Genomic DNA, 24,737 nt, shown 5'->3' on the forward strand with positions numbered 1-24,737 from the left:
GGTGGCGGCTAACCCGGCATCCCTGCCGGGTTACCCACGGCTCAATGCCTGCGTTCGGCCATCGTGGTTAACGGGGCTAACAGATCAAGATCAAAAGCCAGAGCAAGATCAAAATCTGACGGCGGCCTGCCGGCCGACCTGTTTCATTGCCGTTCGCGTTAATGTAGCCGCTGCCGAAGGCTGCGACCGGCTCCGCAGGAGACGCTAAACCTGCCTCCCCGATATTCCTGACATATCGCGTCGCCCTCTTTCGCAGCCTTCGGCAGCGGCTACAAAGAGCCGGCCTGCGCACCTTGGCTTTGGCTTTTGATCTTGATCTTCCGGCCCCTTCCCAGCCGGCCGAGCGTAGGCGTTGCGTAGGGGGCAGCTCGGCATGGATGCCGAGCTAGCCGCCACCCGGCCATGGATGGCCGGTTGGCGGCGGGCCCCCGGAGCAATGCCGGAGAGAGGGAACCCCGAGCCCCAGCGAGGGGCCCATGGAGGGGCAAGCGTTTTTTGGTTCCTTTTTTTGGCGTTTGAAAAAAAGGGACTCGCCGTAAGGGCGAAACCCTAAGTGGCCGCACCCGCAGGAATGGATATGTACCCAAACCCCAAACCATCAAGACGCCCCCCCCAGCAGCCACACCCGCAGCAACCGATATGCCCCCCACCAAAACCAGCCACCAACACCACGAAACAAGCGCTCAAACATCTCCCCAACCACCCTGTTGCAGCGCTATGACGTCGCTCCTATAGTCCCCCCTCGCAACCCAATCCGCGAGCGACCTTGGCCGGTCGAATATAGGAACGCATCGACTATCAAACCATCATTGCAGTCGCTTTTTGCGCCAGTGATCGAGGGACATGACGGTGATGCGCGGGACACCTTCTGGTGCACTGCTGTCCTGTCTCCGGCCAGTCTTTCCGCGTACCACCGCCCTATTCCTCCCAATCAGCGAAAAAGGTGACTGCTCTGAAAAAAGGAGCCGCACCTATGACTGACCATCACCTCCCCCGCTTCACCCCCATCGACACCCACGACACCGAACACCCGGTGTTCTACCTCGACACCGACGCCCCCTTGAGCGACCTGGCCAGCAGCGCCGCCCACCGTTTCACCGTGGTCCGCGACCTGATGGACAGCCTGTCCACCCTGGGGCTGAAAGACATCAGCGATTGCGACCTGACCCGCATCACCCGTGGCGTACACCTGCTCACCCGAGAAGGCTGCGCGGTGCTGGAAGTGATTCAGTGGCGGGTTGCGTAGCCCTGCTGTCTACGTGAGCGTGGCGAGGGAACAAGCGCCCTCGCCACAATGCGGGCGTCAAGTCTTGCCGTGGGCGATGGACTGGGAAGCAGCGAGCATCGCCCGCAGCAGGACGGCGCAGCCGGCGGCGAGGTCGTCGGGGTCGGCGTTTTCGATTTCGTTGTGGCTGATGCCACCTTCGCAGGGCACGAAGATCATCCCCGCCGGGCCCAGTTCGGCGACGAAGATCGCGTCGTGCCCGGCGCCGCTGACGATGTCCATGTGGGACAACCCCAAGCCCTGCGCGGCTCCGCGCACGGCGTCGACACAGACGGGGTCGAAGTACAGCGGTGGGAAGTCCGCGGTGGGGGTCAGTTCGTAGCTCAGGCCGTGTTCTTCGCAGGTGTTGTCGATCACTTGGCGCACTTCGGCAATCATCGAATCCAGGCGCGCCGGCTCCAGGTGGCGGAAGTCCAGGGTCATGCGCACCTCGCCCGGAATCACGTTGCGCGAGCCCGGGTAGGCTTGCAGGCAGCCGACGGTGCCACAGGCGTGGGGCTGGTGGCCGAGGGCGGCGCGGTTGACCGCCGCGACCACGGCCGCGGCGCCCACCAGGGCGTCCTTGCGCAGGTGCATCGGCGTTGGGCCGGCGTGGGCTTCGACACCGCGCAGCTTGAGGTCGAACCACTTCTGGCCGAGGGCGCCGAGCACAATGCCTATGGTCTTGCGCTCGTCCTCCAGGATCGGGCCTTGCTCGATATGCGCTTCAAAATAGGCGCCCACCGGATGCCCGCTGACCGGGCGCGTGCCGGCGTAGCCGATGGCGTTCAGCGCCTCGCCGACGCTGATGCCCTCGGCGTCGGTCTTGGCCAGGGTGTCTTCCAGGGTGAATTTCTCGGCGAACACCCCGGAGCCCATCATGCACGGTGGAAAGCGCGAACCCTCTTCGTTGGTCCACACCACCACTTCCAGGGGCGCTTCGGTTTCAAGCTTGAGGTCATTGAGGGTGCGCAGCACCTCGACCCCGGCCAACACGCCGAAGCAGCCATCGAACTTGCCGCCAGTGGGCTGGGTGTCGATATGGCTGCCGGTCATCACCGGTGGCAGGTGCGGATTGCGCCCGGGGCGGCGGGCGAAGATGTTGCCGATACCGTCCACCGTGACCGTGCAACCGGCCTCCTCGCACCACTTCACGAACAAATCCCGGGCCTGGCGGTCGAGGTCGGTCAGGGCCAGACGGCAGACCCCACCCTTGACCGTGGCGCCGAGCTGGGCCAGCGCCATGAGCGACTGCCACAGACGGTCGCGGTTGATGTGCTGATGGCTGGATTGCAGAACCTCGACGGCAGCGTTCATGGTGATCTCCTCAGGCATTTCTTCTGATTTTGTCGGGGGATGCGTGACGCAATCACCCGGGATAACGGCCTAGCAACAATCGGTAGGAGCAGGCCGGGCGGTGTTCCGCTTGCCGGCGAAGGGGCCCGCAAGATGTGCGTCGCCCGTGCCGACGCCTTCGCTGGCAAGCCAGCGCCTACAAAAAACCGCGCGTATGTGGTGAGCACGTGAGCGCTGGCTGGGTGTTCATGTTGGGGTCTTGGCGGTCGCCACCTGGGTGCTGCGCCAGGTGCACAGGCCGTAGTAGATCAACCCGCCCAGGGCCGAACCGGTGAACCAGCCGTAGCTGTAGAACCAGTTGAAGGCGCTGCTGCCCAGGGACATCAGGGTCAGGGCCACCGGTACGCCAAAGGCGATGAAACCGTGCCAGTTCCACGCCGGGTAGACGTCGTCGCGGTACAGGCCGGCCAGGTCCAGGCGCTGTTTCTTGATCAGGAAATAGTCCACCACCATGATCCCGGCGATCGGCCCCAGCAGGCTGGAGTAGCCCAACAGCCAGTTGGAATACACCGTCTCCAGACTGACGTCGGAAATCAGCAGGCCGAGCTTTTTCAACAACTCGTGGCCCATCAGCGCCAGCCCCACCAGGCCGGTGAGGATCACCGCCGTGGTGCGGCCGATCAGCTTGGGCGCCAGGTTCTGGAAGTCATTGGTGGGCGAGACGATATTGGCTGCGGTGTTGGTGGACAAGGTGGCGATAATGATCAGCGCCATGGCCAGGGCTACCCAGCCCGGGCTCTGGATGTGGCCGATCAGGCTCACCGGGTCGGAGACGGTCACGCCCACCAGCTTCACCGAGGCGGCAGTCATCACCACCCCCAGGGCGGCGAACAGGAACATGGTCAGCGGCAGACCGAAGATCTGCCCGAGGATCTGGTCCTTCTGGCTTTTCGCGTAGCGGCTGAAGTCGGGAATGTTCAGCGACAAGGTGGCCCAGAAGCCGACCATGGCGGTGAGCCCGGCCATGAAGTAACTGGTGACGCTGGCGCCTTCGGGACGCTTGGGCGGGATCGCCAGCAACTCAGTCAGCGACACGCTGGGCAAGGCCCACACCAGCAGCCCGATGCCCACCGCCACCAGCAGCGGCGCAGACAATGTTTCCAGCCACTTGATCGACTCGGCGCCGCGCAGCACCACCCACAGGTTGAGGGTCCAGAAGATCATGAAGCCGATCACCTCTCCGGTGCCGCCCAGGGCCTTCCAGCCCTCGAAGATCGAGCCCAGGAACAGGTGGATCGCCAACCCGCCGAACATGGTCTGGATGCCGAACCAGCCGCAAGCTACCAAGGCGCGGATCAGGCACGGCACGTTGGAGCCGATGATGCCGAACGACGAGCGCAGCAGCACCGGAAACGGAATGCCGTACTTGGTGCCGGCAAAGGCGTTGAGGGTCAGGGGCACCAGCACCACGATATTGGCCAGCAGGATCGCCAGCAGCGCCTCGCCGACGCTGAGGCCGAAGTAGGCGGTCAATACCCCGCCCAGGGTGTAGGTGGGCACGCAGATCGACATGCCGATCCACAGTGCGGTGATGTGCCATTTGTTCCAGGTGCGTTCCTGGACCTGGGTCGGTGCGATGTCGTGGTTGTAACGGGGGCTGTCGAGCACGTCGCTGCCGGCGTCCAGCTCGTACAAGCCTTCGCGCTCGGTCACCTGGGATCTGATCTGTTGCATGGCCGCTCCACTGTTGTTCTGATTATTTTGCTCATCAGGCCGGCGCACTCAGGAACAGCGCGCCGGACGATGGCCGGAGAACTGACGACTTCCGCCCTCCTGGCCAGCGATCTGCGGCGGCACTCAATAAAGATGCCAACTACGGCCGAACTCGCTACTGCACAGTGTGCGAAATCCATGTAAACAACTGATACCACTCAGTTTTATTCAACCAACTTTGTAGCCCTCGGTTAGTTGCCAACTCACTCAGGCCGGGTGTTTGGCAAGTTGTCCGTTTGGTCAGGACCCAAAGCGGTGCACGTTAATTTTCCAAGTTATCGATTAGTCTTTCTCGCGACTCCTCAAGCAGCTGATTTGACATAGGAAATCTCGACTATTTTTCGATCCTGTCAAGTGCGTCAAAATGGTGATGAGCCGCACCATTTTGCGGATTTTTGTTTTTTATCGTTATTTTTCAACAAGTTAAAGTGAACATAAGCTTATATAAAATATTCTTGCTGTTTCTTTAAACTCCGGCTAGCTTCTAATCCTGACACCGCTGACAGGATTATTAAGTTGTCAGTGCGTTCAATAAAAAAGTTAGAACCGGCACCAGTCGGTCATGCCTGCGAGGAACTCGGAATGTCTCTGTTGATCCGTGGCGCCACCGTTATTACCCATGATGAAAGTTACAAAGCCGATGTACTCTGCGCAGGCGGTCTAATTCGCGCCATCGGCAACAATCTGGATATTCCCGCCGGCTGTGAAGTGCTCGACGGCAGCGGCCAATACTTGATGCCCGGCGGCATCGATCCCCACACCCACATGCAACTGCCCTTCATGGGCACCGTGGCCAGCGAAGACTTCTTCAGCGGCACCGCGGCGGGCCTGGCGGGGGGCACCACCTCGATCATCGACTTCGTGATTCCCAACCCGCAGCAGTCGTTGCTGGAGGCCTTCCACCAGTGGCGCGGCTGGGCCGAGAAATCCGCCAGCGACTACGGCTTCCACGTGGCCATCACCTGGTGGAGCGAGCAGGTGCGCGAGGAAATGGCCGAGCTGGTACAGCACCACGGCATCAACAGTTTCAAGCACTTCATGGCCTACAAGAACGCCATCATGGCCGCCGACGACACCCTGGTGGCCAGCTTCGAGCGCTGCCTGGAACTGGGCGCGGTGCCCACGGTGCACGCGGAAAATGGCGAGCTGGTGTACCACCTGCAGCGCAAGTTGCTGGCCCAGGGCATCACCGGGCCAGAAGCCCACCCGCTGTCGCGGCCCTCGCAAGTGGAAGGCGAAGCCGCCAGCCGGGCGATCCGTATCGCCCAAACCCTGGGCACGCCGCTGTACCTGGTGCACGTCTCGACCAAAGAGGCACTGGACGAAATCACCTACGCCCGCAGCAAGGGCCAACCGGTCTACGGTGAAGTGCTGGCCGGCCACCTGCTGCTGGACGACAGCGTGTACCGCGACCCGGACTGGCAGACCGCCGCCGGTTACGTGATGAGCCCACCCTTCCGCCCTCGTGGCCACCAGGAAGCGCTGTGGCACGGCCTGCAATCGGGCAACCTGCACACCACCGCCACCGACCACTGCTGCTTCTGCGCCGAACAGAAAGCCGCCGGCCGCGATGATTTCAGCAAGATCCCCAACGGCACCGCCGGCATCGAGGACCGCATGGCCGTGCTCTGGGATGAAGGGGTCAACAGCGGACGCCTGTCGATGCAGGAGTTCGTGGCCCTGACCTCCACCCACACCGCGAAGATCTTCAACCTCTACCCGCGCAAGGGCGCGATCCGCGTCGGCGCCGATGCCGACCTGGTGCTCTGGGACCCGCAAGGCACGCGGACCATCTCCGCCAAGACCCACCACCAGCAGGTGGACTTCAACATCTTCGAAGGCAAGACCGTGCGCGGCGTGCCCAGCCACACCATCAGCCAGGGCAAGCTGGTGTGGGCCGACGGCGATCTGCGAGCCGAACGCGGCGCCGGGCGCTACATCGAACGCCCGGCCTACCCGGCGGTGTTCGACCTGTTGAGCAAGCGCGCCGAGCAGCACAAGCCAACCGCCGTCAAACGCTGATCCCGGCGCAAGAACGTCACGCAAGGCCCCAATGCCAATCCACGCTCTGTGTAGCCGCTGCCGCAGGCTGCGAACGAGCGGTACGCTCGCGGCGTTCTTGCGGCCAATAGAGGGTTGGCAGGAGATCGCCAAGCAAGGCCCTGCGGGCCTTTTCGCAGCCTCGCAGGCTCGGCAGCGGCTACAGGACGGCAGGACAGATAGCAGTTTCGTGAACACCCATGCCCGTCAGAGGCAGATGAAAAACCGTGAGGCCAAAACCGTGATCAAGACCTTGAACCACTTGCCCCACCCGACCCTGGACGGCGCCACCCTGGCCGGCCATTTCAGCGATCTGGCGCCACCACTCAACGCCCGCCAGGCCCACCTGGAAGCCTCGCGCTGCCTGTATTGCTACGACGCGCCCTGCGTCAACGCCTGCCCCAGCGAGATCGACATTCCTTCGTTCATCCGCAACATCCACACCGACAACGTCCAGGGCGCGGCGCAGAAGATTCTCTCGGCCAATATCCTCGGCGGCAGTTGCGCAAGAGTCTGCCCCACGGAAATCCTCTGCCAGCAGGCCTGCGTGCGCAACAACGCCCAGGAGTGCGCGCCGGTGCTGATCGGCCTGCTGCAACGCTATGCCCTGGACAACGCGCACTTCACCGAGCACCCGTTCCAGCGCGCCGCACCCACTGGCAAGCGCATCGCCGTGGTCGGCGCCGGCCCGGCGGGTTTGTCCTGCGCCCACCGCAGCGCCCTGCACGGCCACGAGGTGGTGATTTTCGAAGCCCGGGAGAAAGCCGGCGGCCTCAACGAATATGGAATCGCCAAGTACAAGCTGGTGGATGACTTCGCTCAGCAGGAGCTGGAGTTCCTGCTGGGGATTGGCGGCATCGAGATCCGCCACGGGCACAAACTCGGCGCCAACCTGAGCCTGAGCCAACTGCATCAGGAGTTCGACGCGGTGTTCCTTGGCCTCGGGCTGGCCGCCAGCAAACAGCTGGGGCTGGAACATGAAGACGCCCCCGGGCTGCTGGCCGCCACCGACTACATCCGCGAACTGCGTCAGGCCGACGACCTCAGCCAGTTGCCCCTGGCCGACCGCTGCATCGTCCTCGGCGCCGGCAACACCGCTATCGACATGGCCGTGCAAATGGCCCGCCTCGGCGCCCGGGACGTCAATCTGGTGTACCGCCGGGGCGTCGAGGACATGGGCGCCACCGCGCACGAGCAGGAGATCGCCAAGGCCAATCAGGTACGCCTGCTGACCTGGGCCGCACCGCAAGACGTGCTGCTGGATGACCAGGGCCGGGTGCGCGGCATGCGCTTCGCCCGCACCCACATGCACGAAGGCCGTTTGCAACACACCGGGGAAACCTTCGAGCTGGCGGCCGACGCGATCTTCAAGGCCATCGGCCAGTCGTTCGACGGCGGCGCCCTGGCCGATCCACTGGCGCGGGAACTGCAGCGTTGCGGGGAACGTATCCAGGTGGACGAACAGCTGCGCACCAGCATTCCCGGGGTCTACGCCGGCGGCGACTGCGTCAGCCTCGGCCAGGACCTGACCGTGCAGGCGGTGCAACACGGCAAGCTGGCCGCAGAAGCCATGCATGCCCAACTCATGCTCAATGTGGAGGCTGCGTAAATGGCCGATTTGTCGATTGTCTTCGCCGGTATCAAAGCCCCCAATCCGTTCTGGCTGGCCTCCGCGCCGCCCACCGACAAGGCCTACAACGTGGTGCGCGCGTTCGAGGCCGGCTGGGGTGGTGTGGTCTGGAAAACCCTGGGTGAGGACCCGGCGGCGGTCAACGTCTCGTCCCGTTATTCCGCGCATTTCGGACCGAACCGCGAAGTCATGGGCATCAACAACATCGAGCTGATCACCGACCGCTCCCTGGAGATCAACCTCAAGGAAATCACCCAGGTGAAGAAGGACTGGCCGGATCGCGCCTTGATCGTGTCGCTGATGGTGCCCTGCGTCGAGGAATCCTGGAAAGCCATCCTGCCCCTGGTGGAAGCCACCGGTTGCGACGGCATCGAGCTGAACTTCGGCTGCCCCCACGGCATGCCGGAACGCGGCATGGGCGCGGCGGTGGGCCAGGTGCCGGAATACGTCGAGCAGGTGACCCGCTGGTGCAAGACCTATTGCTCGCTGCCGGTGATCGTCAAGCTGACGCCGAACATCACCGACATCCGCATGGCCGCCCGCGCCGCCCATCGCGGCGGTGCCGATGCGGTGTCGCTGATCAACACCATCAACTCCATCACCAGCGTCGACCTGGAACGCATGGTGGCCCACCCGATGGTGGGCAGCCAGAGCACCCACGGCGGTTATTGCGGCTCGGCGGTCAAGCCGATTGCCCTGAACATGGTGGCCGAGATTGCCCGTGACCCGCAGACCCGCGGCCTGCCGATCTGCGGCATTGGCGGCATCGGCAGCTGGCGCGATGCGGCGGAGTTCGTCGCCCTGGGCTGCGGTGCGGTGCAAGTGTGCACGGCGGCGATGCTGCATGGCTTTCGCATCGTCGACGAGATGAAGGACGGCCTGTCGCGGTGGATGGACAGCCAGGGCTACCACAGCCTGCAAGACTTCTCCGGGCGCGCGGTGGGCAACACCACCGACTGGAAGTACCTGGACATCAACTATCAGGTGATCGCCAAGATCGACCAGCAGGCGTGCATTGGTTGCGGCCGCTGCCATATCGCCTGCGAAGACACCTCGCACCAAGCGATTGCCAGCCTCAGGCAGGCCGACGGCACCCATAAATACGAAGTGATCGACGACGAGTGCGTGGGCTGCAACCTGTGCCAGATCACCTGCCCGGTGCAGGACTGCATCGAAATGGTGCCCCAGGACACGGGCAAGCCCTTCCTCGACTGGCTGCACGACCCGCGCAACCCCTACCGCGAAGCCGTGTAACACCGCACCACTTGTAGCCGCTGCCGCAGGCTGCGAACGAGCGGTACGCTCGCGGCGTTATTGAGGCCAGCAAAGGATTGGCGGGAGACCGTCAAGCAAGGCCCTGCGGGCCTTTTCGCAGCCTCGCAGGCTCGGCAGCGGCTACAGGAATTGCGGGGGTCGGATGGTTTCGTGTAGCCGCTGCCGCAGGCTGCGAACGAGCGGTACGCTCGCAGCGTTCTTGAGGTCAACAGGGATTGCAACTTCGCGTGTTGCTCAGGGCTCCAGGCCGATGCCCCGCAGGATGACGCTGGTGACGGTCTGCACCGCGCGTTCGAATTGCAGGTCCGACAGCGGCTGGTGGTCGTTGAGGATCATCACCTGGTGGTCGAAGTCGGCGTAATGCTGGGTCGAGGCCCAGATCATGTACAGCAGGCTCGACGGTTCCACCGGCAGGATCCGCCCGTCCTCGACCCATTGGCGGATCTTCGCTTCCTTCATCTTCGCCCAGTCGTACAGGCTGGCATCCAATGCCTCGCCCAGGGTCGGCGCGCCATGGATGATCTCGTTGGCCCAGACCTTGGAGCCATAAGGCCGGCTGCGCGAATGCTGCATCTTGGCGCGGATGTAGCTGCTGAGCACCACCCGCGGATCGTCGAACATTTCAAAGCACAGGGCGTCCTGCTTCCACAGGTCCAGCAGGTCCATGAGCACGGCGCTGTACAGCTCGTTCTTGGTACTGAAGTAGTAATGCAGGTTGGAGCGCGGCAGTTGCACTTCTTCGGCGATGTCGGCCATGGCGGTTCCGGCATAACCTTTTTCGGCGAAGATTTTCTCGGCCGCCAGGAGGATCTTTTCCACGTTGCTGCGACGAATCTCGATCTTGTGATTGCCCATGAGGGCTCCTACGAAAACAGTCTGCGGCAAGACTAGCATCCGCCCGCGCCCTGCGGGGAGCTGTCAGGCCTGCGACATTGCGGGCCTGGATGGGTCTTTCGCCGCCCGCACGTATTGGGTAGGATCGGCCTCCCGCTCATTTGCAGCAGCCACTGCGGTGCTCCGTCCAGGCGTTAATTCGCGACACGGGCATACAGGCCTCTGCCCGAATGCCGGCCCTGCCCCATCGCCGGCCATCTGTCCTGTTACCGATGGAATACCCCCATGAAGATTCGCCCTCGCGTCGCTGCGGACGACGCCCTGCTGACCGCGCTCTGGGAGCGTTCGGTCCGCGCCACCCATGACTTTATTGCCGAAGACGATATCCAGCGCCTGTACCCGCTGGTACGCGACAGCTACCTGCCGGCCCTTGAAACCTGGGTCTGGGACAACCCCGACGCCAGCCCCGGCGGTTTTATCGCCACCAGCGACGACACCGTTCAGATGCTGTTCATCGAACCGGCCCAACGCGGCCAGGGCATCGGTCGCCGGCTGCTGGATCATGTACGCCGTCCGGGCCTTAAGGTCGACGTCAATGAACAGAACCCCCAGGCCCATGGCTTTTACCGTCACTACGGCTTCGTCGACTGCGGCCGCTCGGAAACCGATGGCGAAGGCCGGCCGTTTCCGATCATCCACATGCAGTTGCGCGATCGTTGAGCCCCTGCCCTCTATATAAAGGTAACCCTCTCATGTCACTGAAAAACCTCTTCACCACCACCGCCCTGCTCGCCTCGCTGCTGGGCGCCTCCTCGGTATTCGCCCACGCCCACCTGAAAGGCTCGAACCCGGCGGCCAACAGCAGCGTGGTTGCGCCCAACGAACTGCGCCTGATGTTCAGCGAAGGCGTGGAAGCGGCCTTCACTCAAGTGACGATCAGCAAGGACGGTGCCCCCCTCGAAGTGAAAAGCCTGGCCACCGAAGGTACGGACAAGAAAACCCTGGTGGTCACCCCCGCCGCCACGCCGCTGCGCGCTGGCGAGTACAAGGTGGAGTGGCACGCGGTGTCGGTGGACACCCACAAGAGCGAAGGCAGCTACAGCTTCAAGGTGAGCCCGTAAGCCATGGCGTCATGGCTGGTGCTGTGCCGCTTCGTGCACTTTGCGGTGGTGTTGACCCTGGTCGGCGCCTGGGTGTTTCGCCCGTTGTTGCTGGGCCGAGATGCCGCGCAGAACGGCCATGGCGCCGTGCATCGACAGCTCGACCGGCTCAGCCGCTGGTTGACGCTGATCGGCCTTTGCAGTGGCCTGTGCTGGCTGCTGCTGATCACCGCCAGCATGGCCGGCTCCTGGCTGGCGGCGCTGGACCCGGCAACCGTGGGGTTGGTACTGGGCAAGACCTTCTTCGGCCAGATCTGGACCTGGCACCTGCTGCTCAACCTCTTGTTGCTGGGGCTGCTGCTGACTCCGCTGGGCCGAAGCCTGCCGCTGCAACTGGGACTGGGCGCCCTGCTCCTGGCAACCCTGGCTCCGGTGGGTCACGGCGCCATGCTTGATGGGCTGCAGGGGCAGATGCTGATCCTCAATCAGATCGTGCACTTAAGCTGTGTCGCCATCTGGTTGGGGGGGCTGCTGGTGTTGTTGCTGGTGTTGCGCCAACCCGCAAGCCTGTCTGTCGAACCCTTGTTAAAGCGCTTCAGCGGCGTGGGTTACGGGCTGGTAAGCGGCTTGCTGATCACCGGCCTGATCAACGTCCGGGTGCTCACCGGACAGTGGTGGCCGACGCCATTGTTCAGCGGCTTTGCTCTGATCCTGCTGATCAAGGTGCTGCTGGTGGCGGGCATGCTCGGGCTGGCGCTGTTCAATCGCCTGCGCATCCGCGGCTGCGACCAGCGCCTGTCGAGCCTGCGCAGCAGCGTGCTGGTGGAGTGGCTGCTAGGTGTGGCCGCCGTGGCCGCCGTGTCGTTACTGGGCACCTTGCCGCCAATGCAGGCGGCATAACCTCCCGCGCACCGCGCCCCTGTAGCCGCTGCCGCAGGCTGCGAAAAGGTCCGCAGGACCTTCAGCGATCTCAAGGCCTCCCCCCCTGGTCTTGAGCATTGCGGTGGGGGCCCCATCCTTGGCGTCTGCTGCGCAGCCGGTCGCAGCCTGCGGCAGCGGCTACAGAGGATCCGCGGCGAGAGGGTTCAAGGCGTGACGGAGGTGTCGATGCTGACCACCACCGACAATCCGGGGCGCAGGCGCTCAAGCTCTGGCTGATCCGGGTCGACGCTGATCCGCACCGGGACGCGCTGGGCAATCTTGACGAAGTTGCCGGTGGCATTGTCGGCCTGCAACAAGGCGAATTCGGAACCGGTGGCCGGTGAAATCCGCTGCACCTTGCCGCTGAAGGTGCGGTGGTTCAGGGCGTCCACGGTAAAACTCACCGGCTGCCCGACCCGCACATTGTCCATCTGGGTTTCCTTCATGTTGGCCATCACCCACAGCTGGTTCGGCACCAGGGCCATGAGCTGGGCGCCGGAGTTGACGTAGGCCCCCAGGCGCACGCCGATCTGCCCCAGTTGCCCGTCGCGGGGCGCGAGGATGCGGGTGTTGGACAGGTCGATGCGCGCCAGCTCCACCGCGGCTTCGGCGCTGGCCACCGCCGCTTCCAGGGAGCCGCGGTTGACGATCACGGTCTGCAGGTCCTGGCGGGCGATGTCCAGTTGCGCCTGGGCCTGGGCCACGGCGGCGACGGTCTGGGCATTGGCCGCGCGGGTCACGTCCAGCTCACGCTGGGACACCGAACCGTCGGCAATCAGTGCCTGGTTGCGTTGCAGGTCGGCCGCGCTCTTGCGCGCCTGGGCCTGGCTGTCGACCAGAGCGGCCTGGCGCAGCTTGATCGTGGCTTCGGCGCTGTTGCGTTGCTGCAGGGCATTGGCCAGGGCGGCCTTCTGCACCGCCAGTTGCGCCAGGGACTGGTCCAGGCGCTGGCGATAGATGCGGTCGTCGAGGCGCACCAGCAGATCGCCGGCCTTGACCTGCTGGAAGTCCTGCACCGGCACCTCGAACACATAGCCGCTGAGCTGCGGACCGATGATGGTCACCTGCCCGCGCACCAGGGCGTTCTCGGTGCTTTCGATGGCGCTGGAAAACGGCGGCAGCTGCCAGGCATAGAGCACGATCAGTACACCGACGATGGCGATGGCGGCAAAGCCCAGGGATGAGAGGATGCGCACCGCCAACGGGCGCGGCTCGGTCGCCGGAAGACTCGGCGGGCCGTTGGGCTCGGGAGTCGAGGCGATGGCATTGGTGGTGGGGTTGACGGTTTCGCTCATGAAGTTGGGGCACCACTTTGTTGAACGGGAGCCGCGGGCGCGACCGCTCGGGTCGTGCTCATCAGCCACAGGCTGCGGATGAATATCCAGAGCATGGTGAGTACGGCAATCACCGCGATCAGCATGAATACATCGTTATAAGCCAGCACGTTGGCCTCGCGGGTGGCCGCACTGGCCAGGCTGCGAATGCCTTGCAGGGTGCGCAGGTCCGGGTCGGCGATGACCTTACCGTAGGCCGCCGCGCCGCTCTGCACCCGGGCCAGGACCTGGGGATCGAGCAGGGTCAGTTGCTCGACGATGTGGCTGGAGTGGTACTTCTCGCGCACGATCTGGAAGGTGCCGAGCAAGGCCGAGCCGATCAGCCCGCCGAGGTTCTGGCAGATGCCGAACAGCACCGAGAAGCTGACCAGATTGCGCGGGTTGGTCAGCACATTGCGGGTGCCCAGGACCATGGTCGGGCCGAGAAAGAAGGTGCCGCCAAAGGCCAGGAGGAACTGGCTGAGGTACATGTTGGCCGGGCGCGTGAGGTTGCTGGAGAAACTGTCCATCACCGAGCCCACGGCCATCAGCGCCAGGGAAATGACCAGCGGCATCAACAGATGCGCCGGGTTGATGGTCAGCGCGCTGGTGGCCAGCCCGGCGATGCTGCCCAGCAGCATCACCCCGTAGAGCAGGCGCATCTGCTCGCTGCTCATGTTCAACGCCTGGAGAAACCCCACGGCGCCGGTGGACTGTTCCGACAGCACCATGCGAATCAGGATCACCGCCAGGGCCAGGCGGATCATCGCCCCGCTGCCCAGCCAGCGGGTCATCAGCATCGGGTTGCTGCGGTTATGTTCGATGCACAGCCCGGCCAGGATCAGCACGATGGAGGCGGCACTGGCATAGCCGATCCACGGCGCTTCCAGCCACCAGTCGATGCGTCCCAGCGATAGCACCGCGCACAGCTGGGCAACGCCTGTGGCCAGCAAAGCGAAGGTCAGGAAGTCGAGTTTCTCGAAGGTGCGAAAACGATCCCCCGGCGGCAGCTTGAGCAGGAACACGCAGCCCAGGGAGGTCAGCGCCAGGCCCAGTTCGAACAGGTACAGGCCGCGCCATTCGGCGATCTGCAGCAGGTCCTCGGAAAACAGCCGGGCCAGGGGCAAGGCCAGCTGCGAGGTGCCCAGCCCCAGCACCAGGGCCTTGAGCCGCCATTTCGCCGGGAAGGCCTGGACCATGTAGTACAGGCCCAAGGAGCTCAGCGCGGCGCCGACCATGCCATGGGCCGCACGCACGGCGATGGCCGAACTCAGGTCGTTGACGAACAGGTGGCCGAAGGTCACCAGGGCATAAAGCACCAGGAACACTTCGGTGAAGGCGCGCAGGCCGAACTGCTGGCGAAACTTCACCAGCAGCAGGTTCATCGACACATTGGTCATCACGTAGGCGGCCGGCAGCCAGGCCATTTCCGCGGTGGTCGCCCCCAGCGCGCCTTGCAGGTACGGCAGGTTGGCGATCACCAGCGAGTTGCCCAGGCCGCCGGTGATCGCCACCAGCAAGCCCACCAGGGCATAGGCCAGGCGCTTGTGGGCGGGGTGCAGCGGTGTCGAGGGGGAACCGGGCAAGCTGGGCTTTTCGTGGGGCTGCCAGTTGCGCGGGGCGTAGTGATCCATGCCGTGACCTTGTGCTGTGCCGGTCGCTGTTGCAGCGCCCGGCGATGTTCGCGGTGCTCCGGCAGTGTGCCGGAAAATCCCACCGTCCAGGCAATGCCCAGGCTTGCAGGATGAATTTTATTTTAAGGCGCTGGCGCCGGTGGCGTTTTTTCGCAATCCTGCGTTCGCTGGTGGTCGTTGAGCCGGCTGCCTGCCCTCGCCTGTCGGAGCCCGAATGCCGCTGAACTTTGTGAAGATGCACGCCAATGGCGACGACTTCGTGCTGATCGATGCCCGTGGCCGCGACAACCCGATCACCCGCGAGCTGGCCAAGGCCCTGGGCGATCGCCGACGCGGCATTGGTTTCAATCAGTTGGTGGTACTCGGCGATTGCCACGAGAGTGCGGCGCAACTGACCTTCTTCAACGCCGATGGTTCCAGCCTGAACACCTGCGGCAGCGCCACCCGCGGCGCCGCCGACCTGCTGATGGAGGAAAGCGGTGCCACCTCGGTGCAGCTGACAACTGTTCCTGCGCGGCGGCGGTCAATGGCATCCGTCGCGGCTTGCTCGACAGCCCGGTGCGGGTGCTGTGCGACGGCGGGCCGGTGACGGTGAGCTGGGACGGCCAGGGCAAGGTGCGCCTGGCCGGCAGCGTGACCCGGGTGTTCAGCGGGTCACTGTGAAGGGCTCTACATCCAGCCCAGCCATTTCCACCAGGTCATGGCGAACACCAGCATCAACAGGTAGCCGATCAGCGTCACCAGCAGCCCGACCTTGGCGAACTGCCGGGCATTGAAGGTCTCGGTACCCAGGCAGACCATGTTCTGCGGCGCGTTGATCGGCAGGATGAAACCGTAGCTGACGACAAAGCCCAGGAGCATGGTCATGCCCAGGCGGCTGAACTCGCCCGGCAGGGTTTGCAGCACGGCAATCAGGATCGGCAGCAAGGCCGAGGTCAGGGCCGTGGCACTGGCGAACCCCAGATGAATGAGGATCAGGAACGCCGCGAGAATCGCGAACACCGCCAAAGGCCCGACCTGGTCCAGGCCGGTGTGGGCCACCACCTGCCCGCCCAGCCATTGCCCGGCCTGGGTGCTGAGCAGCGCCGAGCCGAGGCTGATGCCGACCCCGAAGACAATCACCGTGCCCCAGGGAATGCGCGACTGCACGTCCTTCCAGGTCATGATGCCGATCCGCGGCAGCAGCAGGATCACCAGCCCGGCGTAGGTGGTGGTCGTGGTGTCGAAGGGGTGCAGCTTGCCTTCGGTGGACCAGGCCAAAAGCAGCAGCAGCGACACCGCCAGCAGGCGCTTCTGCGGCCCGGTCATGGGCCCGATGTCCACCAGGGACTGGGCCACCGCTTCCTTGCCGCCGGGGATGCTGTCGGTTTCCGGCGGCAGCAGTTTCAGCACCAGCCACAGCAGCACCAGGGACATGATCAGCGCCCAGGGCGCCCCGGCGATCAGCCAGTCGAGCCAGGCCACGCGCTGGCCGAGCATCTTGTCCATGAAGCCCACGGTCAGCAGGTTCTGCGCCGCGGCGGTCTGGATGCCGACGTTCCAGATGCTGGTGCCCTGGGCCACCACGATCATCAGCCCGGCGGCGATATTGGAGCGCTTGTCGACGCCGAACGCGGCGATCACCCCCATCATGATCGGCACCACGCAGGCACTGCGGGCCGTGGCGCTGGGCACCAGCAGGCTGAGCAGGATGGTCACGGCAATGGCACCGATGAGGATGCGCCGGGTGCTGGTGCCGACCCGGGTCAGGGTCACCAGGGCGATGCGCCGGTCGAGGCCGGTGTGGGTCATGGCGGCGGCGATGAACAAGGCACCGGCCACCAGGGCCAGGGCCGAATTGGAGAACCCGGTCAGCGCCAGACTGATGGCCGCCGAGCTGCCATAGACCTGGGTCGGGTCCTGCAGGGTCGGTGCGGTGCCAATCAGGAACGCCATCAGTGCGGTGATCATGATCGCGCTGGCCTCGTAGGACACCGCTTCGCTGATCCACACCACCACCGCGAAGGCGAGGATCGCCAGCATCCGCTGGCCGGCCACCGGCAGGTCGGCGGGCAGTGGCAGAAACAGCACCCCGATCATGGCCAGCACGGCGATCAGCAATCCAATCGGTAGTACTGCCTTGGCCGCGGGCGCCGTTGTCAGAGGCGTAGTCATGGGCCTTTTCCTTTGCAATTGGAGAGGCGCCAAGCTTGCTACAAAACCGCCAGAAGCGCGTTGATAAAGGTCAAGCCGCGGGGTTGCCCGCCCTTGCGGCGACGCTAGGTTGAAGCCCGCTGGACGCAAAGAAATATTTTTACATCCCTACAGATTTTTCATCTCTTTGGAGTCACAGTGCTATCAGGGCGACAAGGAGTCGAAAAGAAATTGGCGGTATCACTCCAACCTGCAAGGTGCCTGTATGGTGACAAGAAACTTGAAACTGACGTCCAGGGCGCTCCTGAGTTTTGGCGCTATCTGTGTGCTAGTGGTCGGTCTGGGGGGACTGGCGCTGTGGAGAATGGGACAGATTCACGACGCTGCACTGGACCTGCGAAACAATTGGCTGCCCAGCGTCAGGCAAGCCACGAAAATCGAATCTTCCACCTTGCGTGTGCGCCTGGAGGCCCTGCACTACGCCACTGAAAGCGAAGCCCAGAAAGGCGCATCCCTGGACAAGCTGGGTAGCCTGAAAGCCACCCTGGCCCAGGCCATCAAGGACTACGAGCCGCTGGTGTCCAGCGCCGAAGAGAAAACCGCCTTTGATCAGGTCAAGCGCGGCGCCCAGGACTACCTGGACAAGCTGGCGGTGCTGATCGATGCCAGCAAGACCCACACCGCGCAGCAGAGCAGTGACTACATCAATCAGGTCACGGTGCCCCTGGCCAATGCCTTGCAAAGCGCCATCGAAGCCCTGATCGCGATCAACGAGAGCGGTGCCGCGCACTCGGCGACCCTGGCCGACCATCAGTTCGACAGTGGCCTGACCCTGACCTCGCTGATCATCGTCCTGGCGATTGTCCTGACCGTGCTCATCGCCACCCTGTTCACCCGCAGCATCACCCGCCCGGTGCAATCGCTGCTGGCCACCACGCGCAAAATCGCCGAGGGCGACCTGCGGACCCAAGTGGAAGTCAGCGGCCAGGACGAACTCACCGACCTGCAGAAATCCACCCAGTCCATGCTCGACAACCTGAAGTCGACCATCCGCCAAATTGCCGATTCCTCGACCCAGCTGGCCTCCGCCGCCGAGGAAATGAGCGCCATTACCCGCGAGTCCAACGCCGGCATCCAGCAACAGAGCATGGAGACCGATCAGGCCGCCACCGCGGTCAACGAAATGACCGCCGCGGTGGAGGAAGTGGCGCGCAACGCGGTGTCCGCCTCGCAGTCGACCCAGGAATCCGAGCGCTCCGCCGGGCTGGGCAAGGAGCGGGTCGAGCAGACCATCCACTCCATCGAGAAGCTCACCGGCACCGTGGAAAACACCCGGGTGGAAATGGCCGGCCTGGCCCAGCAGGCCCAGGACATCAGCAAGGTCCTGGACGTGATCCGCGCCATTGCCGAGCAGACCAACCTGCTGGCCCTCAACGCGGCCATCGAGGCCGCTCGGGCCGGCGAGCAAGGCCGCGGCTTTGCTGTAGTGGCCGATGAAGTGCGGGCCCTGGCCCACCGTACCCAGCTCTCGACCCAAGAGATCGAGCAGATGATCCAGGGCGTCCAGAACGGTTCGAGCAAGGCCATGCTGTCGATGCAGCAAAGCAGCGAGGATGCCAGCCAGACCCTGGCCATCGCCCACGAGGCCGGCGCCGCCATCGGCCATATCGCCCAGGCCATCAGCGAGATCAACGAACGCAACCTGATGATCGCCACCGCCTCGGAGGAACAGGCCCAGGTGGCGCGCTCGGTGGACCAGAACCTGATGAGCATCCGCGACTTGTCGCTGCAAAGCTCGTCCGCCGCCAGCCAGACGTCCATTGCCAGCAGTGAACTGTCGTCCCTGGCGGCGAGCCTGAACAAACTGGTGGCACGCTTCTCCCTGTGAGACGGGCCCAGGCCCGGTAAGACGTCAGGTAGAGAAAAGCGCTGGCGCTGTTAGCCGGCCATCCGGCTCCTACACTGATCTGTAGGAGCCAGATGGCCGGCAATGGCCGACGGCCTGAAAGGGAGTGTTGTTGATGCTGAAACTGATTTCGATCCATCAGTTGCAGATGGGCATGTACATCCATCAGTTCTGTGGCTCCTGGCTGGACCACTCTTTCTGGAAGGCTGGCTTTGTTCTTGACAGCCATGCCGACCTGCAACGCCTGCGAAGCTCCAACCTCAGCAGCCTGTGGATCGACACCAGCAAAGGTGGCGACCTGCCCGAGGCCAGTGCAACCACCACGCCGGACCTGCCGCCGACCGCACAACCGGCCACTGCTGCCACGCCCCGGGCCAGCATGGATGAGGAAGTGCAGCGCGCAATAAAGCTCTGCGCCTACTCGCGCAAGGCGGTGACGGCGATGTTCCAGGAAGTGCGCATGGGCCAGGCCCTGGAGATGCAGCAAGCCGAGGATCTGGTGCTGCAGATCGGCCAGTCGCTGCTACGTCATCCCGATGCGCTGATCAGTCTGGCGCGGCTCAAGAACGCCGATGACTACACCTACATGCATTCAGTGGCGGTCTGTGCGCTGATGCTGGCCACCGCGCGGCAATTGGGCTTGTCGGAGGACTATATCCGCCTGGCAGGCATTGCCGGATTGCTGCATGACGTGGGCAAGCTGACCATCCCCGACAGCATTCTCAACAAGCCGCAAAAGCTCTCGGACACTGAGTTCGAACGGGTCAAGCTGCACCCCGAGGCCGGTGGCGCGATCCTGCGTCAAAGCCCCGATGTGGATGCGCTGGTTCTGGATGTGTGCCTGCATCACCACGAAAAGGCCGACGGCTCCGGCTATCCGCACCGCCTGGCCGGCAACCAGATCAGCCTGTTCGCGCAGATGGGCGCGGTCTGCGATGTGTACGACGCGGTAACCTCCAATCGTCCCTACAACCGTGGCTGGGACCCGGCCGAAGCGATCCAGCGCATGTCCACCTGGAAAGGTCATTTCGATCAGCGGGTGTTCCAGGCCTTCGTCAAGAGCGTGGGCATCTATCCCGTTGGGGCCCTGGTGCGCCTGAAGAGCGGGCGCCTGGCGGTGGTGATCGAACAAAACCCCAAGTCGTTGCTGACGCCCAAGGTCCGGGTGTTCTTCTCCACCCGCTCCAACCTGCCCCTGGAACAGAACGTGGTCGACCTGGCCAAGATCCACGGCCAGGATCGCATCGTCGCTCGCGAAGCCCCGGAAGACTGGGAGTTCAAGAACCTGGATCGGCTCTGGAGCGGAGTCCCCGCCTGACCCTCAGGTGCCCAGGGTCAGGCCGTTGGCCGGCAGTGGCAGCGCGGTCTTGTAGCGCACCTGCTTGAGGGCGAAGCTGGAGCGGATATTGGCCACCCCGGGCACCTTGGTCAGAAAGTCCATCATGAAGCGTTCCAGGGACTGGATGGTGGGCACCAGCACGCGGATCAGGTAGTCCGGGTCGCCGGCCATCAGGTAGCACTCCATGACTTCCGGGCGGTCGGCGATGGCCTCTTCGAAGTGCTGCAAGGCCTCTTCCACCTGTTTCTCCAGGCTGACGTGAATGAACACGTTGACGTGCAGCCCCAACAGGTCGGCATCCAGCAGGGTCACCTGCTCGCGGATCAACCCCAGCTCCTCCATGGCCTTGACCCGGTTGAAGCACGGCGTGGGCGAAAGGTTCACCGAACGGGCGAGGTCGGCGTTGGTGATGCGAGCATTCTCCTGAAGACTGTTGAGAATGCCGATGTCGGTACGATCCAGTTTGCGCATGAGACAAAACAACCTGTTTTTTATGTTTATGCAGATTTTTTATCTGCAAATAACTTCCAGCGCAATGAAACAGAGATAAATATTCTTCTACGCCCGGCCTATGATGTTTGTAGGACAAGATTTCCCTTACCCAGGGAATGACTGTCAGCTAGCGCGCCCAATTACAAGAAATCCACAAGATCGAGCGTAGAAAGCCATGACCACAGCGTATGCACCGCTACGCCTGCACGTTCCCGAACCCTCGGGCCGTCCCGGCTGCAAGACCGACTTCACCTACCTGCGTCTGAACGACGCCGGCCTGGCCCGCAAACCTCCCATCGATATCGAACCTGCCGACTGCGCCGACCTGGCCCGCGGCCTGATCCGTGTGCTCGACGATCAGGGCAACGCCCTGGGTGACTGGGCTGAAGACGTGCCGCTGGAGATCCTGCGCAAGGGCATGCGCGCCATGCTCAAGACGCGGATCTTCGACAACCGCATGGTGGTCGCCCAGCGCCAGAAGAAGATGTCCTTCTACATGCAGAGCCTGGGCGAAGAAGCCATCGGCAGCGCCCAGGCCCTGGCCCTGAACATCGACGACATGTGCTTCCCCACCTACCGCCAGCAAAGCATCCTGATGGCCCGGGAAGTGCCGCTGGTGGAAATGATTTGCCAACTGCTGTCCAACGAGCGCGATCCGCTCAAGGGACGCCAGCTGCCAATCATGTACTCGGTGAAGGAATCCGGGTTCTTCACCATCTCCGGCAACCTGGCGACCCAGTTCGTGCAGGGCGTGGGCTGGGGCATGGCCTCGGCCATCAAGGGCGATACCAAGATCGCCTCGGCCTGGATCGGCGACGGCGCCACCGCCGAATCGGACTTCCACACCGCCCTGACCTTCGCCCACGTGTATCGCGCGCCGGTGATCCTCAACGTGGTCAACAACCAGTGGGCAATCTCCACCTTCCAGGCCATTGCCGGCGGTGAAGCCACCACCTTCGCCGGACGCGGCGTGGGCTGCGGCATCGCTTCCCTGCGGGTCGACGGCAACGATTTCATCGCGGTCTACGCCGCCTCGCGCTGGGCCGCCGAACGCGCCCGGCGCAACCTCGGCCCGACCCTGATCGAGTGGGTCACCTACCGCGCCGGCCCGCACTCCACTTCCGACGACCCGTCGAAGTACCGTCCGGCCGACGACTGGAGCCACTTCCCCCTGGGCGATCCGATTGCCCGCCTCAAGCAGCACCTGATCAAGATCGGCCAGTGGTCCGAAGAGGAACACGCCGCAGTCAGTGCCGAGCTCGAAGCCCAGGTCATCGCCGCGCAGAAGGAAGCCGAGCAGTACGGCACCCTCGCCGGCGGCCAGATTCCCAGCGCCGCGACCATGTTCGAGGATGTCTACAAGGACATGCCCGAGCACCTGAAACGTCAACGCCAGGAACTGGGGGTCTGACATGAACGATCACAACAACAATATCCAGCTGGAAACCGCCATGACCACCACCACCATGACCATGATCCAGGCCCTGCGCTCGGCCATGGATGTGATGCTCGAGCGTGACGACAACGTGGTGGTGTTCGGCCAGGACGTCGGTTACTTCGGCGGCGTGTTCCGCTGCACCGAGGGCCTGCAGGCCAAGTACGGCACCTCGCGGGTGTTCGACGCACCGATCTCGGAAAGCGGCATCGTCGGCGCGGCCATCGGCATGGGCGCCTACGGCCTGCGCCCGGTGGCGGAAATCCAGTTCGCCGACTACGTCTACCCAGCCTCGGACCAGATCATTTCCGAAGCCGCGCGCCTGCGTTATCGCTCCGCCGGCCAGTTCACCGCGCCCATGACCCTGCGCATGCCCTGCGGTGGCGGCATCTACGGCGGCCAGACCCACAGTCAGAGCATCGAGGCGATGTTCACCCAGGTCTGCGGCCTGCGCACCGTGATGCCGTCCAACCCCTACGACGCCAAGGGCCTGCTGATCGCCTCCATCGAAAACGATGACCCGGTGATCTTTCTCGAACCCAAGCGCCTGTACAACGGCCCGTTCGATGGCCACCACGACCGCCCGGTGACTCCGTGGTCGAAACACCCGGCGGCCCAGGTGCCGGACGGCTACTACAAGGTGCCGCTGGATGTGGCAGCCATCGCCCGCCCAGGCAAGGACGTCACCGTCCTCACCTACGGCACCACCGTCTATGTGTCGCAAGTGGCGGCCGAGGAAACCGGCATCGACGCCGAGGTCATCGACCTGCGCAGCCTGTGGCCGCTGGACCTGGACACCATCGTCAAGTCGGTGAAGAAGACCGGCCGTTGCGTGGTGGTGCATGAAGCCACCCGCACCTGCGGTTTCGGCGCCGAACTGGTGTCGCTGGTGCAGGAACACTGCTTCCACCACCTGGAAGCCCCGATCGAGCGCGTCACCGGTTGGGATACGCCGTATCCCCACGCGCAGGAGTGGGCATATTTCCCAGGGCCGTCCCGAGTGGGCGCGGCGCTGCAACGGGTCATGGAGGTCTGAATGGGTACGCACGTTATCAAGATGCCGGACATCGGCGAAGGCATCGCGGAAGTGGAACTGGCGCAGTGGCACGTAAAAGTCGGCGACCAGGTGGTTGAAGACCAGGTCCTGGCGGACGTGATGACCGACAAGGCGATGGTGGACATTCCCTCGCCAGTGCACGGCACGGTCATTTCCCTGGGCGGCGAACCCGGTGAAGTGATGGCGGTGGGCAGCATCCTCATCAGCATCGAAGTCGAAGGCGCGGGCAACCTCAAGGAGTCCGCCCAGGCCGCCGCGCCGGCGCAACAAGCGCCGGCAGCTATTAATAAGCCGGCTGCCGCGCCAGTGGTCGAAGCACCGAAGGTGGAACAAGCCGTCGCCAGCCAAGCCGCCTGCCGCCCTGCTCCCCAGGCGCCGGTGGCGCGCCAGGCCGACGAACGCCCCCTGGCCTCGCCAGCCGTGCGCAAGCACGCCCTGGACCTGGGCATCCAGCTGCGCCTGGTGCAAGGCAGCGGCCCCGCCGGGCGCATCCTGCACCAAGACCTGGAGGCCTACCTGGCCCAGGACAGCCAGCCGCTCAAGGGCTACTCGGCGCCGGGCACAGGCTATGCCGAACGCCACGACGAAGAGCAGATCCAGGTGATTGGCATGCGCCGCAAGATCGCCCAGCGCATGCAGGAATCCAAGCACCGCGCCGCACACTTCAGCTATGTCGAGGAAGTGGACGTCACCGCCCTGGAAGAGCTGCGCATCCACCTCAATGAAAAACACGGTGCCAGCCGCGGCAAGCTGACCCTGCTGCCGTTCCTGGTACGGGCCATGGTCGTCGCCCTGCGCGACTTCCCGCAGATCAACGCGCGCTACGACGATGAAGCCCAGGTCATCACCCGCCACGGCGCGGTGCATGTCGGGGTCGCCACCCAGAGCGACGTCGGCCTGATGGTGCCGGTGGTGCGTCACGCCGAAGCCCGCAGCCTGTGGGGCAACGCCGAGGAAATCTCGCGCCTGGCCAAGGCCGCCCGCAGTGGCAAGGCAGCCCGGGATGAACTGTCCGGTTCCACCATCACCCTCACCAGCCTCGGCGCCCTGGGCGGGATCGTCAGCACCCCGGTGCTGAACCTGCCGGAAGTGGCGATTGTCGGGGTCAACCGCATCGTCGAACGGCCGATGGTGATCAAGGGCCAGATCGTGATCCGCAAGATGATGAACCTCTCCAGCTCCTTCGATCACCGGGTGGTCGACGGCATGGACGCTGCGCAATTCATCCAGGCCATTCGCGGCCTGCTCGAACAACCCGCCACGCTGTTTGTGGACTGACTTTCAGAGGAGCAGGC

Annotated in this window: 19 protein-coding genes and 1 pseudogene; 13 read left to right on the plus strand and 7 right to left on the minus strand. The window is 64.1% G+C overall.

The window, feature by feature from the left end; all coding sequences use genetic code 11:
• Positions 1-973 precede the first annotated feature (973 nt).
• Positions 974-1,246 carry a hypothetical protein gene (locus PQT43_RS24035; RefSeq protein ID WP_123393303.1) on the plus strand — a complete coding sequence of 91 codons (273 nt, stop codon included), beginning with the start codon at positions 974-976 and terminating at the stop codon, positions 1,244-1,246.
• A gap of 57 nt (positions 1,247-1,303) precedes the next feature.
• Here PQT43_RS24035 and PQT43_RS24040 read toward each other — a convergent pair whose 3' ends face one another.
• On the minus strand, positions 1,304-2,581 hold the full coding sequence (locus tag PQT43_RS24040; RefSeq protein WP_267269898.1) for a Zn-dependent hydrolase: 1,278 nt from the start codon (positions 2,579-2,581) through the stop codon (positions 1,304-1,306).
• 225 nt (positions 2,582-2,806) lie between these two features.
• Positions 2,807-4,294 (minus strand): NCS1 family nucleobase:cation symporter-1, encoded by a 1,488-nt coding sequence (locus tag PQT43_RS24045; protein ID WP_213666184.1) that lies wholly within the window; start codon positions 4,292-4,294, stop codon positions 2,807-2,809.
• 621 nt (positions 4,295-4,915) lie between these two features.
• On the opposite strand from PQT43_RS24045, the gene hydA reads away from it, so the two are divergent.
• From hydA to preA, 3 genes are all read left to right on the plus strand, one after another.
• Positions 4,916-6,355, plus strand: a complete 1,440-nt coding sequence (gene hydA, locus PQT43_RS24050) for a dihydropyrimidinase (RefSeq protein WP_102879786.1) — start codon at positions 4,916-4,918, stop codon at positions 6,353-6,355.
• A 259-nt stretch (positions 6,356-6,614) separates the two neighbouring features.
• Positions 6,615-7,982 (plus strand): NAD(P)-dependent oxidoreductase, encoded by a 1,368-nt coding sequence (locus PQT43_RS24055; protein WP_110653466.1) that lies wholly within the window; start codon positions 6,615-6,617, stop codon positions 7,980-7,982.
• On the plus strand, positions 7,983-9,257 hold the full coding sequence (gene preA, locus PQT43_RS24060) for an NAD-dependent dihydropyrimidine dehydrogenase subunit PreA (protein WP_102879787.1): 1,275 nt from the start codon (positions 7,983-7,985) through the stop codon (positions 9,255-9,257).
• Positions 9,258-9,512: 255 nt separating this feature from the next.
• On the opposite strand, the gene PQT43_RS24065 is transcribed toward preA, so the two are convergent.
• Complete coding sequence (locus tag PQT43_RS24065) at positions 9,513-10,133, minus strand: TetR/AcrR family transcriptional regulator (RefSeq protein WP_110595756.1); 621 nt, start codon at positions 10,131-10,133, stop codon at positions 9,513-9,515.
• Between the two features lie 264 nt (positions 10,134-10,397).
• Here PQT43_RS24065 and PQT43_RS24070 point away from each other — a divergent pair, with 264 nt between their 5' ends.
• The 3 genes from PQT43_RS24070 to copD are packed head-to-tail and all read left to right on the plus strand — an operon-like array spanning position 10,398 to position 12,112.
• Positions 10,398-10,832, plus strand: coding sequence for a GNAT family N-acetyltransferase (locus PQT43_RS24070; protein ID WP_102879789.1), 435 nt, complete (start codon positions 10,398-10,400; stop codon positions 10,830-10,832).
• Positions 10,833-10,864: 32 nt separating this feature from the next.
• Complete coding sequence (copC, locus tag PQT43_RS24075; protein ID WP_102879790.1) at positions 10,865-11,233, plus strand: copper homeostasis periplasmic binding protein CopC; 369 nt, start codon at positions 10,865-10,867, stop codon at positions 11,231-11,233.
• A 3-nt stretch (positions 11,234-11,236) separates the two neighbouring features.
• The gene (gene copD / locus PQT43_RS24080) at positions 11,237-12,112 is read left to right on the plus strand and encodes a copper homeostasis membrane protein CopD (RefSeq protein ID WP_272754793.1); all 876 of its coding nucleotides are present in this window, start codon (positions 11,237-11,239) and stop codon (positions 12,110-12,112) included.
• Between the two features lie 185 nt (positions 12,113-12,297).
• On the opposite strand, the gene PQT43_RS24085 is transcribed toward copD, so the two are convergent.
• Together PQT43_RS24085 and PQT43_RS24090 are read right to left on the minus strand one after the other, a co-directional pair.
• Positions 12,298-13,428: an HlyD family secretion protein gene (locus PQT43_RS24085; protein WP_115582244.1), complete on the minus strand. Its 1,131-nt coding sequence runs from the start codon at positions 13,426-13,428 to the stop codon at positions 12,298-12,300.
• The gene (locus tag PQT43_RS24090) at positions 13,425-15,080 is read right to left on the minus strand and encodes an MFS transporter (RefSeq protein ID WP_272754796.1); all 1,656 of its coding nucleotides are present in this window, start codon (positions 15,078-15,080) and stop codon (positions 13,425-13,427) included. The genes PQT43_RS24085 and PQT43_RS24090 overlap by 4 nt, the downstream gene beginning before the upstream one ends.
• Before the next feature lie 214 nt (positions 15,081-15,294).
• On the opposite strand from PQT43_RS24090, the pseudogene PQT43_RS24095 reads away from it, so the two are divergent.
• Positions 15,295-15,743, plus strand: a pseudogene (locus PQT43_RS24095) (hypothetical protein).
• 6 nt (positions 15,744-15,749) lie between these two features.
• Here PQT43_RS24095 and PQT43_RS24100 read toward each other — a convergent pair.
• Positions 15,750-17,234, minus strand: coding sequence for a DASS family sodium-coupled anion symporter (locus PQT43_RS24100; protein WP_102879794.1), 1,485 nt, complete (start codon positions 17,232-17,234; stop codon positions 15,750-15,752).
• A gap of 244 nt (positions 17,235-17,478) precedes the next feature.
• Here PQT43_RS24100 and PQT43_RS24105 point away from each other — a divergent pair, with 244 nt between their 5' ends.
• Both PQT43_RS24105 and PQT43_RS24110 read left to right on the plus strand, forming a co-directional pair.
• Positions 17,479-19,101 (plus strand): methyl-accepting chemotaxis protein, encoded by a 1,623-nt coding sequence (locus PQT43_RS24105; RefSeq protein ID WP_123393286.1) that lies wholly within the window; start codon positions 17,479-17,481, stop codon positions 19,099-19,101.
• Between the two features lie 133 nt (positions 19,102-19,234).
• Complete coding sequence (locus tag PQT43_RS24110; RefSeq protein ID WP_253085488.1) at positions 19,235-20,437, plus strand: HD-GYP domain-containing protein; 1,203 nt, start codon at positions 19,235-19,237, stop codon at positions 20,435-20,437.
• Positions 20,438-20,440: 3 nt separating this feature from the next.
• Here the strand turns inward: PQT43_RS24110 and bkdR are convergent, their stop codons facing one another.
• The gene (bkdR, locus tag PQT43_RS24115; protein ID WP_060838848.1) at positions 20,441-20,929 is read right to left on the minus strand and encodes a Bkd operon transcriptional regulator BkdR; all 489 of its coding nucleotides are present in this window, start codon (positions 20,927-20,929) and stop codon (positions 20,441-20,443) included.
• Positions 20,930-21,125: 196 nt separating this feature from the next.
• On the opposite strand from bkdR, the gene PQT43_RS24120 reads away from it, so the two are divergent.
• From PQT43_RS24120 to PQT43_RS24130, 3 genes are read left to right on the plus strand one after another with little or no spacing between them, the layout of a single operon-like run.
• Positions 21,126-22,361: a 3-methyl-2-oxobutanoate dehydrogenase (2-methylpropanoyl-transferring) subunit alpha gene (locus tag PQT43_RS24120; protein WP_267269894.1), complete on the plus strand. Its 1,236-nt coding sequence runs from the start codon at positions 21,126-21,128 to the stop codon at positions 22,359-22,361.
• A gap of 1 nt (position 22,362) precedes the next feature.
• Positions 22,363-23,421: an alpha-ketoacid dehydrogenase subunit beta gene (locus PQT43_RS24125; RefSeq protein WP_047303847.1), complete on the plus strand. Its 1,059-nt coding sequence runs from the start codon at positions 22,363-22,365 to the stop codon at positions 23,419-23,421.
• The gene (locus PQT43_RS24130; RefSeq protein ID WP_047303845.1) at positions 23,422-24,720 is read left to right on the plus strand and encodes a dihydrolipoamide acetyltransferase family protein; all 1,299 of its coding nucleotides are present in this window, start codon (positions 23,422-23,424) and stop codon (positions 24,718-24,720) included.
• The last annotated feature ends 17 nt before the right edge of the window (positions 24,721-24,737 follow it).

It is taken from the genome of Pseudomonas sp. BLCC-B112 (assembly GCF_028550695.1).
Classification (GTDB): domain Bacteria; phylum Pseudomonadota; class Gammaproteobacteria; order Pseudomonadales; family Pseudomonadaceae; genus Aquipseudomonas; species Aquipseudomonas danubii.